The 14542-nt window shown below is 71.6% G+C and carries 10 protein-coding genes and 3 pseudogenes; 6 read left to right on the top strand and 7 right to left on the bottom strand.

The genetic code is table 11. The features are described from left to right. Positions 1-91 precede the first annotated feature (91 nt). The 5 genes from ACFY07_RS27000 to ACFY07_RS26980 form a co-directional block, all read right to left on the bottom strand. Complete coding sequence (locus ACFY07_RS27000; protein WP_390872152.1) at positions 92-250, bottom strand: hypothetical protein; 159 nt, start codon at positions 248-250, stop codon at positions 92-94. A gap of 648 nt (positions 251-898) precedes the next feature. After that, a complete protein-coding gene (locus ACFY07_RS26995; RefSeq protein ID WP_390872151.1) occupies positions 899-3808 on the bottom strand; it encodes a helix-turn-helix transcriptional regulator in 2910 nt (969 codons plus the stop codon). A gap of 200 nt (positions 3809-4008) precedes the next feature. After that, on the bottom strand, positions 4009-4206 hold the full coding sequence (locus tag ACFY07_RS26990) for a hypothetical protein (protein WP_390872150.1): 198 nt from the start codon (positions 4204-4206) through the stop codon (positions 4009-4011). Further along, positions 4203-7229 (bottom strand): type 2 lanthipeptide synthetase LanM family protein, encoded by a 3027-nt coding sequence (locus ACFY07_RS26985; RefSeq protein WP_390872149.1) that lies wholly within the window; start codon positions 7227-7229, stop codon positions 4203-4205. The genes ACFY07_RS26990 and ACFY07_RS26985 overlap by 4 nt, the downstream gene beginning before the upstream one ends. 185 nt (positions 7230-7414) lie before the next feature. Next, positions 7415-8764, bottom strand: a complete 1350-nt coding sequence (locus ACFY07_RS26980; RefSeq protein WP_390872148.1) for an IS4 family transposase — start codon at positions 8762-8764, stop codon at positions 7415-7417. On the opposite strand from ACFY07_RS26980, the pseudogene ACFY07_RS26975 reads away from it, so the two are divergent. Further along, positions 8753-9597 (top strand): annotated as a pseudogene (locus ACFY07_RS26975) (transposase family protein). The gene ACFY07_RS26980 and the pseudogene ACFY07_RS26975 sit on opposite strands and share 12 nt — an antisense overlap. Positions 9598-9619: 22 nt before the next feature. Here the strand turns inward: ACFY07_RS26975 and ACFY07_RS26970 are convergent. Next, a pseudogene (locus ACFY07_RS26970) lies at positions 9620-9802 on the bottom strand (transposase domain-containing protein); the annotation flags it as partial. A 190-nt stretch (positions 9803-9992) separates the two neighbouring features. Between ACFY07_RS26970 and ACFY07_RS26965 the strand changes: the two are divergent. Continuing rightward, positions 9993-10397 (top strand): DUF6188 family protein, encoded by a 405-nt coding sequence (locus ACFY07_RS26965; RefSeq protein ID WP_390872146.1) that lies wholly within the window; start codon positions 9993-9995, stop codon positions 10395-10397. Positions 10398-10405: 8 nt separating this feature from the next. Here ACFY07_RS26965 and ACFY07_RS26960 read toward each other — a convergent pair. Continuing rightward, positions 10406-11175 (bottom strand): IS5 family transposase gene (locus ACFY07_RS26960; RefSeq protein WP_390872166.1). Its coding sequence is split into 2 segments (ribosomal slippage): positions 10406-10884 and positions 10884-11175, totalling 771 coding nucleotides; the frame shifts between segments, so codons are not numbered across the junction. 360 nt (positions 11176-11535) lie between these two features. On the opposite strand from ACFY07_RS26960, the pseudogene ACFY07_RS26955 reads away from it, so the two are divergent. From ACFY07_RS26955 to ACFY07_RS26940, 4 genes and pseudogenes are all read left to right on the top strand, one after another. Then, a pseudogene (locus ACFY07_RS26955) lies at positions 11536-12441 on the top strand (RHS repeat protein); the annotation flags it as partial. A gap of 60 nt (positions 12442-12501) precedes the next feature. After that, the gene (locus ACFY07_RS26950) at positions 12502-13332 is read left to right on the top strand and encodes a hypothetical protein (protein ID WP_390872165.1); all 831 of its coding nucleotides are present in this window, start codon (positions 12502-12504) and stop codon (positions 13330-13332) included. A gap of 2 nt (positions 13333-13334) precedes the next feature. Further along, positions 13335-13637: a hypothetical protein gene (locus tag ACFY07_RS26945; protein ID WP_390872145.1), complete on the top strand. Its 303-nt coding sequence runs from the start codon at positions 13335-13337 to the stop codon at positions 13635-13637. Between the two features lie 122 nt (positions 13638-13759). After that, entirely contained in the window at positions 13760-14215 is a 456-nt protein-coding gene (locus ACFY07_RS26940; protein ID WP_390872144.1) for a hypothetical protein, read from the top strand. The last annotated feature ends 327 nt before the right edge of the window (positions 14216-14542 follow it).

Below are 14542 nucleotides of genomic sequence, written 5' to 3'. Positions count from 1 at the left end.
GTTGGGGGGGGTTGGGGGGGGGGGGTTGGGGGCCGGGGGGGGGGGGGGGGGGGGTTTTGGGCGGGCCCCCCCGGGCCCCGCAGTGGGGTGATCAGGCGCAGGCGGCCAGGCTCACGCTGCTGCCGTCGCCGACGAGGCCGGCCTCGTCCGCCGGGCTGCCGACGCCCAGGTCCTGAAGGGGGAGGACCGACTCGGCGTGCGCCTCGACCTCGTTCTCGTCGGTGCCGGTGGGCTCGATGTTGTCAGCCATGATCATTCTCCTTGATCGATCCACGGAACAATGGAGTGGTGCGGCCGCCTCGCAAGCGACCCCGGCTCGAGCCGTGAGCCCTTCGCCGATGGACAGGACGCTAGACGCGGCCGCTCCGGGATCGGTCTACGCGCAGTGCGCGACCGGTATCGCAGCAGGTCGCCGCCCCGGCGGGGCCTGTCGTCCGCCCCGCCGTCCTGCCCGTCGGGCCGCCCGGCCGGATCGATCCCGCCGTCCTGCCCCGCCGGATCGTTCCCGCTGTCAGGTCCGCCGTCCTGACTCTTCGGGCCGCCTTCCGCCGGACCGTTCCCGCCGTCCTGCTCCGACGGCCCGTCGCGCCGGTTTACGTCTCCGCGCTCAGCAGGCGGGCCGGCGCGCACAGCGCGGACCGGTCGGCCCGCCCGCTCTTACGCGCCAGGGCGGCGACGCGCTTCTCCGCGGTGCGCGGCCAAACGGAGAGCCGGCGTGCGAGCTGCTGGTGGTGCGCGGTGCCGCGCACCCGCACGTCACCGGCACCCGGGGTGAACGGTCGCGGAAGCCGACCGGGGGCCGTCCGCCCACGCGGTGCGCCCGGGCGGGCACGTCCACCTCGATCCCGAACCGCCGGTCACCCTCTTCCGCGGACCGTTGCCGGCGACCGGGACCACCTCAGCCGGCAGAGATGTCGGCCGCGAGCCGGCTGAGTGCAGCACGGTCGGGCAGGGCGATCTTCTGCAGCAGACTCGCGATGTGCTTCTCGACCGTCCGCGGTGAGATGCACAGCTGCCGGGCGATGTCCTGGTTGCTGGGTCGTTCCGTGAGCAGCGCCAGCACCTCGTACTCACGCGGGGTCAGGCCACGCGCTCGCAGCGCGGCGGGGATCAGGTCCCGCCCGCTGCGGCGCTGGGCGACCGTCACGCCCGCCTGCCGCAGCAGCGCCCGACAGGCGCTCGCCACCGAGGGCACGTCGAGCTGATGGAAGTACTCCTCGGCGGCCTGCAGCCAGGACGTGGGGTCGCCCCAGCCGTCCGCGAGGGCGGCCTCGGACACCAGGCGCAGGCCGAGATGGTGGCCGGTCGGAAAGAGCCCGGCCGTCTGCCGTACCAGGGCGACGGCTTCGGCCGCGTCCTCCGCCCGGCCCTCCCTGCCCAGCAGCACGGCCTCGGCGAGCAGCAGGAACTGACGGTTCCAGGCCAAACCGGCCGCCGGAGCGGCCGCCACGACGGAGTATTCCGCCCGGCCGGCCCGGCCGGCGAGCACCTCCAGGAGCAGGCTCAGCCCGTGGCGTCCGGCGAGGTAGAACATGCTGGGATGCGAGGACTCCCAGTCCGCTGCCGCCGCCAGTTCGCCCACCGCGCCGTCGCGGTTCTCCTCCAGCAGGGCGCAGACGGCCCGGCACAGGCCGAGCATCACCGGTGTCAACGGCGACTCGGCGCCGGCGGCCTGCCGGAACTTCACCAGGCCCTGTTCCATCTCCCGTCGGCGGCCGAGGTGCGCGGCGAGCGTCGCGGAGATCAGCAGCAGATAGCGGTGGGTGCCGAGGTTGTGCATCCGCGCGCTGGCGTCCAGACAGCGGCCGAGGATCTCCCGGGCAGTCCGCGGGTCGCCCCGGAGCACCGCGTTCATCGCCAGAGCGCCCTCGATGTCCTGAGCCAGCATGATCGCGCCCAGCTCATCGGCGGCCTCGCGAGCTTGTTCGAGCCTGCGGCTGTCGCCCGTCCGCATGTAGGCGTTGGCGCCCAGCCGCGTCAGCGCCTCGACCCGCCACAGCGGAAGCGCATGCGTCTCGGCGACGGCGAGCATCCGCTCCAGGCAGGCGTCCGCGGTGTCGAAGCCGCGTTCTCGAACCAGCAGGGCGAGCAACTGCCATGCCTGGCAGGCCAGGACCGGGAGCGCCGCTCGCTCCGCGACCTCGGCCGCCTCCCGGGCCGTACGCTCGGCATCGGCCGTGGACCCGTCCTGGCCGGGCAGCAGGGACAGGTGGCCCTCGACCACGCTGAGCGCCGCGTTCTGTTCCGGGGTGCCGCCCTCGACCAGCAGCGCCCGGGCCGCCGCCACCTGGCCCGCGGCTGCCGTCGGCCGCTCGGCGGTCACGGCCACCCAGGCCAGCCGTGTGTGCACCGCGATCCTGCTGTCGACGTCCAGCGCAGCCGTCCCGACCGGCGTCAGGGAGTCGACCAGGGCGAGGGCACGGTCGAGTTGCCCGGCCTCTGCGAGGGCGTACAGCAGGGACTCCGTGATGCCGGCCCGGGTCGCCGGGTCGGCGAGGTCGTGGGCTCGCTGCAGCAGCACCACGGCTGTGCCGGACAGGCCGTCGGCCTGCGCACGGCGTCCGGCCTCGGCATAGAGCAGGGCTGCCTCGGCCGGGTCGCCGGCCGCGACCCAGAGCCCCGCAGCCAACTGGCACCGGTCGTCGGACAACTCCGGATCGGCCCTCTGCAGGGCCACGGCGGCATGCCTGGCAATGGCAGCCCGCTCCGCCGGAGGAATGGCCGCCAGCACCGCCTCGGCGGTGAGGGCGTGGCGGAAGGTGTACCGGTCCGGCGTCGCACGGTCGGGCAGGACGAGGCCCGCTTCGATCGCCGACCTCAGCTGGGCGAACAGGCTCTGCTCGTCGGATTGCGCGATGAGACGCAGGGTGGCGACGGAGAACCGGGCGCCCAGGGACGCCGCCAGCAGCACCGTCTCCCGGGCCCGGGAATCCAGCAGCTCGATCCGGCGGCCGTACCCGCGGACCACACTCGCCGGGACGACGGTGGAGGACAGATCGCCGACCACCTGCCACCCGGTGGCCGAACGCCGCAGCAGGCCGGAACCGACCATCTCGGCCAGCAACTCCTCGACCAGATAAGGGTTGCCGTCGCTGCTGCTCACCAGCCGCTCGACCGCCGCGGCCGGGACTGCGGCGGCAGGCACGCCGAGGCAGCCGGCCGCGAGTGCCGCGACGGCCTCGGCCTGCAACGGTCGCAGGGCGGCGACCGATGCGGCCCTCCGCCGGTCGGCCAGGTCGGCCAGATCGAAGGCCGGTCCGGGCTGCGGCCGCAGAGTGGCCAGCAGCAGAACCGGCAGCCCGGCGACATTGTCGACCAGGTACTCGAGGACGGTGATCGTCTCGGAGTCCATGTCGTGCAGGTCCTCCAGCACCAGGACGCAGCCCTCGTCCCGGCCGAGGACGGCCAGCAGGCGCAGCAGTGCCTCGGCGAGCTCGACCACGCCCTCACGGTGGACGGTGGCCGCTGCCGTCCGCCACTCCGGTATCAGCCGGGACAGGGCCTGTCGGTACGGTCCGAGCCCCGGGTCCGCCGGCGGTCCACTGATCCGGAAGCGGGAGGAGAGCGCTTCGATCAGGGGGCGGAGGGGCGTACCTGACCCGCTCGGACTGCCCCGGCCGCGGAGGACCGGCACGCCGAGGGAGCGGGCCCGGTTCTCGCACTCGTTGGCGAGCCGGGTCTTGCCGATCCCCGCCTCACCCAGCAGGAACACAGCACCTCCGCTGCGCTGCCGAAGGTCAATCAGCAGGTCGTTGAGCAGAACGAGTTCGGCGTCCCTGCCTACGATGCGTGACGAAGTGATACGCATGCCAGGGAGATTACTGAATTTTTGTGGCGATCCGATGTGCTTGTGGAGGCACTTCTTGTCGACCCGTCACCCCCGTCGGACATCCGCCCGCGAGCGCACCGGCTGCCGTGCCGTGCGTTCTGGAGGATCACCCGAGTGGGCGGCGGTCCGGCCCCGCACCAGTACACGCGGGACCGGAACCGAGATGTCGGGGTGATCTTCTAGTCGGTGGGTGCGGGCGTGAGAGGGATGCTGACCGTGAGCGTGCCGGTGAGGTTCACGATCTCGCCCAGCAGCCGGCCGCGGCGGGCGAGACTGCCGTCCGTACGCAGCGCGATCTCCCCACTGGGATGGTCGGCTGCCGCGCCGCGCCGGGACTGGGGCTGCTTCCAGTTGCGTACCAACTCTTCGGTGTTCACTGGCGGGAGTTCCTTCCTGTGGTGTTCGCGGTGTCTGTGGTGACGACCGCAGGGGAGTCGACCTGCAGCAGCAGCGTCGAAGCCGTCCGCCCGGGGAATCCGAGTCGAAGAAGTCCCAGGCCGATGCCGGACAGGCCGGTCAGCAGCCCTGGAACCGCAAGAGCGCCGGGGGCCGCGCAGCGCGGCCCGGAACGGTCGAGCGCGGTGACCAGTTCGTTCACCCGGCGGTCCAGCGCCGTCCGCGCCCACTGGTCCGGCAGGCCATCGAGGAGTTCCAGGACACCCGACTCGCCGTGGCACAGGCTGTGGTCGGGCAGCGTGCCGTGAGCGGCGGCCTTCCGGGCGGCCTGCGTGACGACGTTCGCCAGCTCCGGGTCCGCCAGCGCGGCAGGGCTGTCGGAGATCGCCAGGGCGATGCCCGGCAGACCCTGGCACCAGGTCGGCTCGATTCCCGGGCGGACCGCCGAGGCGGCTGCCGTCCGCAGTGCGGCCAGCCCGGCGCAGCGGTGCCGGTCGCCGCCACCGGCCGCCGCGAACCGCGACAGTGCCCACCCGATGCCCGCCGCGCCTGCGGCGAAGCCCGGTGCGGCGGGCAGCGGACGGTCGACGAGTTGGTCCGCCTGGAGCCGGGCCCCGCGCCAGGCCGTGGTGCTGCCGGTGAACCGGTGCACGGCGAGCAACGCCGCGAGCCCTCCGGCCGCTCCCGCAGCGACACCTGACGGTGGTTCGCCTCCCTCCGCAGCCGCTATCCGGGCGTCGGCCTCAGCCTCGGCGGCGGCACATGTGAGCGTCGCCGCCTGCTCGACCCAGCCGTGAAGATCTGGGGCATCCAGCAGGAAGGACACCCGGGCGAGTGTGTAGGCGATACCACCCAGTCCGGCGAAGGCTCCGGTGCCGACCGCCCGTAACTCGTCGGGCTGTGCCGTGAGACGGCTCAGCAGCTGCGGCACCGGCAGCAGCGCACGGCGCGCCGTCTCGGCGTAGGACGCCTCCTCGGTGAGCGCGGCGAGTTGCGCGAGGAACAGCGCGGGCCCAGGGTAACCGTGGGCCAGATCGGCACCGCCGGGCCCCAGCCGCCAGTACCGGTCGCCGAGCAGTTCGAGGCCGAGCCAGTTGACCCGGTTCCGCCCCCGGTGAGCGGCGTCCACCAACCGGTCGCCGATGACGCGGGCTGCCACGAGCAGCCGATCGGGGGCCAGGGCCTGGTCCGGCGCGCCGGTGGAACGGCCACGGCCGGGGCGCTTGAGGGGGGAGGGGGACACGGGTCGATGGGCGGGTCCCGTCCAACGACCCGCCATCGCCGCTCGGATGATCCACTCCTGAATACGGAGGTCGTCGGGCCCGAGGGTCCGGATCTTGTCCACCACCCTGTCCAGGCCAGGTCGTTCGAGGGCGGCCGGGATCCGCACGCCGGTGCCGGACCACAGATCCATCGAGTCCGGTCGCGTCGTGAACAGCGGAACATCGCCGTTCCACAGTTCGGCGACCTCCTGGTCGGCCAGCCGCGGCCAGCCCGGTTCTCCGAGCGCGTCCGTCTCCAGCAGCCGCAACAAGTCGTCCCGGGCTGCCCGGTCGCGCAGGACGTCGGGGTGGGTCGACTCGTCGAGCAGCGTCGCGTACGCCTGCGTGGACCTGGCCACCACGCGCACCTCGTCCTCGGCGAAGCGGCGCAGCAGGCCCTGCGGGCCGACCAGATCCTCCCGTCCGGCGGTGATCGCACGGTGGGCCGTGCGGAAGCCGTCGAGCAGCACCTCGAGGTGGTCGGCGGGGTCCGCCTCCAGGCCGTCGACCACAGGTCGGTTCCCGGCCCCGGCGATCGCCCCTGCGCGGCGGACCAGCCGCATCCGGTCGGTGCCGGCGTCCGCCCACGCGACAGCCGGTCTGGGCGTACCGGCTCCGGCGTCACCGCCGAGCCCCGAGACGTCCAGGGCGGTGTCGTCTTCGCCGAGGACCAGGTGCGGCAACAGGCCGACCCGGTATACCGACGCCCTGAGCGCGAGCACCGAGGGATCCTCGTCGGGGGTGCCGGGCGCAGGCGGATGGAAGAGAGTCTCGACGTCGACCGGAACGGGATGGTCGGCGTGGGCGATCAGGTTCTCGAAGTGCAGGTCGGTGGCGTCGAGGGCGTACAGCAGGGCGAGCCAGGCACCTTGCCGTCGGTAGAAGCGCTCCAGTTGCTCCTGGTCGTCGCAGGGAAGCCGGGAGATGTACTCAAGCCAGCCGTAGCCGGGCCGTTCGAGTACGGCAACGGTCCGCAGCCCGGGCGTCCCCGGTCGAGCGTTCAACCAGTCGACCACCTGGTTGAAGTGCCGGTGTGCGCCCAGCGGCCGCGGCTTGTACACCAGCCGCGTGCCGTCGGCGAAGACCAGCAGCGCGGTGCTGCGACCGCTCTGATGCCCGTCGCCGGTGGTGGCCCGTACCGACACCAGTGTCCCAGGATCGGCATCGGCCAGCAGTGTCGAAACGATTTCCGTTCGGTCCTCGGCGAACCGGGTGAGCAACTCCGTCAGCGCGTCGGCGGCATGCACACAGGTCTGCGCCAGGAGCCGCGCCAGCACGGGGTATTCGTGAACCAGCGTGCTGAGGCCGTCCCGGCTTCCCGCCCGGACGAGGAAGTCGCGGAATCGCTCCGACGGGGTGTCCCCCGACAACTGTCCTTTCACCCTGGCCACATTGAGCTCCAGCACGAGGGTACGGGCGGCCTGTCTGGCCAGGGTTCCGGCGAGCCCATCGACGAACTGCTCCCGGACCGACGGCAGGTCGACGTCGGCCCCGGGAAGGGCTTCCGGCAGTCGGGCGCCGGCCGGCTCGGCGAACGCGGCCACTACGGCACGGAAGCCGGTGAGACCCGGCAGATCGCCGACCGGCAGACATGCTGCGGGCGGGGCGGCGGCGAGCGCCGCCGTGGCGAACGCGGCCCACTCCGGCTCCCGGAGACAGGGGAGTTCGGCCGAGGAGAGGCCATCGCGCCACCAACCGCGCAGGGCCGGATCAGCCGCCGGCGGTCTGCTGAAGTCGATCACAGCGCAGAGAATCGCAGCCTTCATACAGCACACACAAGGTTTTGAACGATCTTGCGCGTCCGGGGTTCCCAGCCAGGGCCCCTTGCATGCTCGAGGTCTGTCCGGGTTTATCCCGTGAGGCCGAGGGCGGCCAGGGGTCTGCGGAAGTCGCGGGCGGTGTGGCTTAGAGCTCAACGCCGTTGCGTTTACGAGCGGCGGCGTGATGCAAGTCCGCTCTCCATGGTCTGGATGTCGACGGTGAGGGCGTAGGTCTGGGTCTGTTGGGGACGTTTCCCAGCGTTCGGCCCGTACTTGCTGGTCGGGTTCTTGCGGGTCCGGGCCTTGACGCGCTGGCGTGGCGCGGCGGGTCCCAGGGCGTTCAGCACAGCTCGTCCTATCGCTCCGGCCAGGGGTGATGCCGGCCTGGGGAAGACGCCGGCAGCGAGGGTGGCCTGGTCTGCGGCTGCCTCCAACAGGACGGTGAAGCTGATGCGCTCCATGGTCGCCCCGGGCCTGGTGACCACAGCGTCGTCGGCGGTGCGGATGAGGGTCTGATAGGTCGCCAGCAGAGCGTAGACCTCCTGCTCCAGGCCGGGGACGCTGCGTGAGCGCAGGACGCGGCCGTCGAGCATCGTGGCTTTGATCGAGAAGTACGTGGTCTCGGCCTGCCACCTGCAGTGGTAGAGATCGACGAGTTCGGGCGCCGGGTAGCGTTCGGCGTCGAGCAGGCTGGTCACCAGGCGCCAGGGCTCGCTGCGGGTGGTGCCGTCAGCCAGCGTGACGGTGATCCATGCCTCGATCACCCGGACCGGCAGGAGCCGGTAGCCGACGCCGGCCCGGTAGACGGCCGTGTTCAGGGTCGCCAGGTAGGAGCCGTCTGGCAGCCGCTGCTGGATGACCGGGCGGTGGCGGGCGGAGGAGCGCACCAGGAAACTGGCCCCGGTGTCGGCGAGGTCGTGGAGGAAGTCGACGGCGTCGAAGTTCGCGTCCGCGAGCAGCAGCATCGTGCTGTCCAAGCAGCCCGGCAGGCGCTGGGCATAGGGGAGTCCACCCGTGCTCCCGGGACCGAAGCAGGCCGCCAGGACGGCCCGGGTGCCGCACTCGACGATGACCGGCAGGCGCAGGAGCGGGTAGCCGAACTCGATCGTGTCCCCGATCCGCTGGGGGTAGCGCCAGGTGATCTGCTCGGTGTCGGGAGCGTGCAGGAAGGCGCCGTCGACGGCGACGATGCGCAGGCCCCGGTAGAAGGATCCGGCCCGGCCGGGGCGGGCGACCGGCCCGGCCAGCGTCTCGAACAGACGCCGCAGCGGTGCGGGACCAAGTCGGCGACGGGCCCGGGCCGGCGAGGAGACGGCCGGGACGGTCAGGGCGAGCGGGCCGAGGCCGGCGGTCAGCTTGCTCCACACCGCGCGATAGGAGCAGTGAGCCGTTTCCCACTTGGCTGATCGGGTGGCCGGTTGGCGTGGGGGTGGGGTCTGGGAAGGGGTGAAGCTCCTGGTAGACGGGTTGCCGACCAAGAGCAACCTGTCCGCCCGGAGCTTCGCATGCTTGTCCACCCATCGGGGATCGATCCGTCCAGCGCGACACTGCGCTACCTCTCCCGTCTGTTGTCCGCGCGGCGCCTGGAGCTCGGCACGCGGTGGCGCCGGCTGAGCGCGGACCGACAGGCCCTGCTGGTCCTGGCCCACCTGCGCTGCGGCCACACGCCCCCAGCCTCCGGCCGGGAGGGACCCCCAACGCCCAGCTCGCGGCCGGGTTCGGTGTCGGGATCGCCACCGTCCACCGCTCCATCGCGGAGGCGGTGGAGGTCCTGGCCGCCATTGCTCCCGACCTCGCCGAGGCCGCCCGCACCGCCGCACGCAAGGCGTTCGTCATCCTGGACGGCACCCTGCTGCCCATCGACCGGATCGCCGCCGACCGCCCCCACTACTCCGGGAAGCACAAGAAACACGGCATGAACGTGCAGGTCATCGCCGACCCTCCCCCAGCCTCCGGCCGGGGGTGCCCCCAGGGAGGCTGCTGTGGGCCTCGCCCGCCCTGCCCGGCGCGGTCCACGGCATCAAGGCCGCCCGCACCCACGGCATCATCGACGCCCTGGCCGAGGCCTGCGTGCGCTGCTGGGGGACAAGGGGTACCAGGGCGCCGGCGGCACCGTCCGGGTGCCCTACCGCGGCCGCTGGGACAAGCTCTCCGCAGGCCAGAGGGCCGATGGGGGCACCCCCGGCCGAAGGCTGGGGGAGTCTCCCACGCCAGGATCCGCGCGGTCGGAGAACAAGCTATGGCCACCCTCAAGAGCTGGCGACTGCTGCGCAAGCTCCGCTGCAGCACCACCCGCATCACCGACCTGGTCAGGGCCGTCCTCGCGCTTCAGCTCGCGACGTCAAGCTGAGGTTGGAAAAGCCTCAGTGCTCGAACAGAGCCAGGGCCAGGACGAAGTAGACCACCACTCTGGCGGGCAGCAGTCGCAGACGCTTCTCCTGGCTACCGGTCTCCCCGAGCACCGCGTCCACCAGGGCGAAGTCCGCGATCTGGGTCAGCTCGCCGAGGTGCCCGGAAGCGAACACACCCGGCGCTGTCTCGATGGTGCGCGTGATGGCAGATTTCTCCTGCAACGGGACTCCCGACGATCTTCCTGCTCGACACAAGTTGATCTATCAGGACGTCCCGTTGCGCCGTTCATCAGGGGTTGACCCGCGACTCAGAACCCAAATGCAACGGCATTGGCTGAGAGCTCGTAACACGATCTTGCGCGGCTGCGGCGACCGGCGCCCGTAGTCTTACGGCATGGAGAACGGGATCAACCGCGTGGAGGGCGGCTGGGACGTCCGCTCGATGCGTGGGATTGGCATCGGCGAGGTGATCATCGGCAGTGTCCTGCAACTGCACACCGGTTCGAACAGGATCGAGGTTCACAGTCCTGCCGAGCTGACGACGGACAGCGAAGCCCTGCTCGTTCACGCCTCCGGTCGGGTAACCCTTGACCGGCTCCCGCAGTTGCTCGATCAGGTAGTCGCCGAGGTCCACGCAGCCGATTCGGGCAGTCTGCGCGTGCGCTTCGCTAATGGGTGGCGCTTGGACGTGCCCGTTTCTGCCAGCGCCCTCGGCTGGATCATCGGCCTGCGGGGCAGCTGCTTCATCAGTTCGCCACCCGGTGGCGGAGTGGAAATGCCCGACCGGCCACAGGCTTGAGTGCCAGCTCAGGCGGGCTGTGATTTCCGGAGTCTTCTCCAGCAGATGAGGGAGCAGGCGAGAGAGACGAAGGCGTCGCGGAGGTCGAGGCGACGTTCCCACCGGACGGCGAGGCGCTTGAACTGGTGGAGCAGGGCGAAGGTCTGTTCAACGACGTAGCGCAGTTTGCCCAGGCCCTGGATGTCGGGCCGGCCCTTGCGGGAGATGACCGGCAAGATCCCGCGTCGGCGCAGTTCCTCGCGGCTGGGGTTACTGTCGTAGCCCTTGTCGCCCAGTAGGGCGTCAGGGCGTTTGCGAGGGTGTCCGACCCGACCGGAGACTGGTGGGACACCGTCGACCGGGGCGAGGGTCTGGGTGACGTCGTTGACATTGGCCGCGGTGGTGATGACCTTCAGCGGGATGCCGTCGCCGTCGCTGATCAGGTGGTGCTTGCTGCCGGTCTTGCGGCGGTCGACCGGCGATGGGCCCGTCGCGGAACCCCCTTTTTCGCGCGCACGTGGGAGGCGTCCACGCACGCGCGGCTCCAGTCCAGTTCTCCGGCCGCGTTCAGCTCGGCGAGCAGTATCCGGTGCAGCCGGTCGAAGGCGCCGGCGCCCTGCCAGCGCTCCAGGCGTCGCCAGCAGGTCTGACCGGAGCCGAATCCCAGTTCCAACGGCAGCTGCTGCCATGGGATCCCGGTGTAGAGCGCGAACAATATGCCTTGCAGGCACAGTCGGTCCGGCACGGGTCCGGGTCCAGGGGAACGCTCGGGCCAGGGCGGCAGGATCGGCCCGATCATCGCCCACAAGCCATCGTCCACGCCCCACGGCTTGACGCTCACGCCCTCACGAACGGCCCAACCGTCCTACCGGTTACGGCTGACCTGCACCGGCCCTCAAGATCGTGTTACGAGCTCTTAGGCAGGCGGTCGTTGCCCGAACTGCGCGGCGCTGCGGTCGGTGGCCAGCGGGTCGCCGTTCCAGTGCGCGGCCAACCGGCGGCGGTCTCGGGGGGGCGCAGCACCTCGTGCCGCAGGTTGCGGTGGGTCGCGGCCTGGGCGAGGAGTGCGCCGGCACAGGTCTCCTGTGCCGTGGTGTGGACCGGCGGGGTCAGCCCGGTCGTCTGAGGACCTCACCCTCGGGGCGGAACTCGCGGACGACCTCGATCGCGCCGGTCAGGTGCTGGTACGCGGTGGGGGTACGAGTACGACGACCAGGGCAGTCTCAGCGCCGTCACCGACCCCACGGGTGACCGGGTCCGCTATGCCCACACCGGTGCCGGGTGGCCGAAGGCCGTGACGGACCCGCTCGGCTCCGGCACCGTGGTCACCACCGACCCGTCCGGCCTCCCGGTGACGGTCACCGACCCCCTGGGAAACGTCACCGCCTGTGAGCGTGACGGCTTCGGGTGGCCGGTGGCGGTCACCGATCCTCTGGGGAACGTCACTCGATACGGGTGGACCGTCGAGGGACTGCCCGCCTGGCAGGTCGACCCCGACGGCGGCCGCCAGGAGTGGACCTACGACCCCGACGGCCGACTGACCGCCCACCGCGATGCCGTCGGCGCCGTGACCCGCTACGAGTACACGGCCTTCGGCCGGCTCGCCGCGCGCAACGAGCCGGACGGGACGCGCTACACCTTCACCTGCGACACCCGGCTGCAGCTTGTCGCCGTCACCAATCCCGAGGGCGCGCAGTGGGCCTACCGGTACGACGCGGCCGGCAGCCTCGTCTCCGAGACCGACTTCGCAGGACGTACCGTCACCTACACCCGCGACCGGGCGGGCCGGCTCACCTCGCGCACCAACGGGGCGGGCCAGACCGTGCGGTACACCCGGGACGCCTGCGGGCGCACGGCCGCGCTGCACGCCGACGGAAGAACCGTGGAGTACCTCCGCGACCCCGTCGGAAGGCCGGTCCGCATCCTCGACGGCTCCGGCGAGCTGCGATTCACCTACGACCCGGTGGGTCGTCTGCTCTCCGAGAAGAGCGATGCCGGCCTGCTCGCCTTCACCTTCGACGCCGCCGGGCGCCGGGTCGGGCGCCGCACGCCGAGCGGCCTGGAGAGCCGGTGGACGTACGACGCCGCGGGCAGTCCGACGGAACTCGGCGGCGACCACGGCACGATGCGGTTCGTCCATGACGCGGCCGGGCGCGAGACGGAGCGAGCCTTCGGCTCCGCCGTGCTCCGCCGTGCGTGGGACGGCAGGCACCGCCAGCTGGGCCTCTCCGTGGCGGTCGACGGGCGTGACGTCCTCGGCCGGAGGTTCACCCATCGCGCGGACGGCGTACTCGTCGGTGCCGAGGATGCTCTCTCCGGGCTCCGCTCGTACGAACTGGACCTCCGGGGCCGGGTCACCGCCGTCACCGCTGAGGGATGGACGGAACGGTACGCCTACGACCCGGCGGGAAACGTCACCCGGGCGTCCTCCGGCACCGGGGAGACCGACGGCGACCGCGTGGTGGAACGCGGCCGGTTGCGCCGCGCGGGACGGGCCTCCTACGAGTACGACGGCCAGGGCCGGGTGGTCCGGCAGACCCGCAGGACGCTCTCCGGCTCCGTCCTCGCCTGGGAGTACACCTGGGACAGCCATGACCAGCTGACCTCAGTCCAGGCCGAGCAGTGGGCCAGAAGACTGGGCGAACGGCGAGGTGAGGAGCCGGCCGTCCTGCACTACCGGGTCCCCAGGGACGAGCTCGACGCTCTGCACGGACGGAGGTTCGGGGCGAACGAGGACGCCGCCCTGGGCGACTTCATCAGGAACCATCGCGCGGACACCGACGGCTCAGCCATGCACGACTACGACATGGTGGAGGGAAAGATGCTGCTCAACATGAACAGCCTGAGGGATCCGAACGTCCCGATGAGGCTCGGCGGCCGCCAGATAGCCTTCTCCAGACAAGGGAGAGCGGACCTCGTCAACCGTTCCTTCCACGCCGTGCACGAAGTGGGATGAGCATGAGTGAGTTCGTCATGCAGGCGGACGAGGAGATGCACGCGTTCTTCTCCGAGATCGCCGACGAGATGCAGCGGCTGTTCCCGGTCAGCCGGGCCGAGGCCGTGGCCAGGATCAACCACGCCTGGGGGAACACCGAGTTCGACCCCTACCCTGACCTGGTCTGCCACGAGTCCGCCGAGTACTGGGCCTACGGCATGTACTACGGCGACGTCCCCTACTGGGACGAGCACGCCGACCGGTCGGCGTGGCGGGTCAAACCCCTGCCCCCGGAGGACTCACCGGCCTGGACCCTCCCGCGCTGACGGGCTCCGCAGGCCGCTCACGGGGCGGCGGAGGCATGACAGGTCGGCCGGCGATCCGCCGGGGCAGGACGTGCAGGCGGATCCGGTCCAGGCACCCCACCTACTCCGGCAAGGGAGCCGTCGTGGAGAGCAGGCTCCAGCAGAAGCTCCGGGAGTGCCGGGAGAAGGCCGCCCTGGAACGCATCACCGGTGGGTTCTCCGGCCTGTTCACCGGCGACGGCCTGACGACCGGGGCGGTGCCCGCCTGGGTCGACGGCACCCTCTGGGGCTTCCGGGACATCTCCGCCCGACCGGCGGCGACCCTGCCCGACGACTCCGATCCCCGGACGGTGGACGCGTGGGTCGAGGGGATGGTGGCGGGCCGCGGCATGGCCGACAGGATCTACGTCGGCAGCCACCTGGGCATCCTGCCCTGGCTCGAGTGCCGACTGCCGGCCGGGGGATGGATGGCGCGCATGCGGGAGGCCGTCGAGGAACCCTGGATGTTCCTGGCCGGATCGCTGGACCTCCTGCTGGTGGTGGCCGAGGCCGAGTACCGCCGCGAGGCCCACATCGGCCACCGCCCCACGACGGAATGACTTCACCGAGCGCGGTCCGGCGCCCTGTATCGGCCCAGGCCGGGACGGCCGCGCTGAGTCGCCCGTCGTCGTGTGGGATCCGGGCGCGGCGGCCCGCCGGGGGCCCCGAACTCATCGCGGAGGACTTCGGCAGCCACGCCCTGCGTCAGTGCACCCGAGCGCTGGACAGGTAGCCGTACACGTCATGGGATCTCAGGCCTGCCTGCGGCATCTCCGCGTCCCACACGCCTCTCACTGAACCGCCCCGGTTGGAATGGAGACTCGATTCCCTGAGAGGATTGAGTCATGGCACGTCCCTCCCCTTATCCCGCTGAGCTGCGGCGTCGT

The sequence above is a fragment of the Streptomyces sp. NPDC001380 genome (genome assembly GCF_042895785.1).
GTDB lineage: Bacteria > Actinomycetota > Actinomycetes > Streptomycetales > Streptomycetaceae > Peterkaempfera.
Note: the sequence above shows the minus strand (reverse complement) of the source record. Positions and strands in the feature narration are given on the sequence as shown.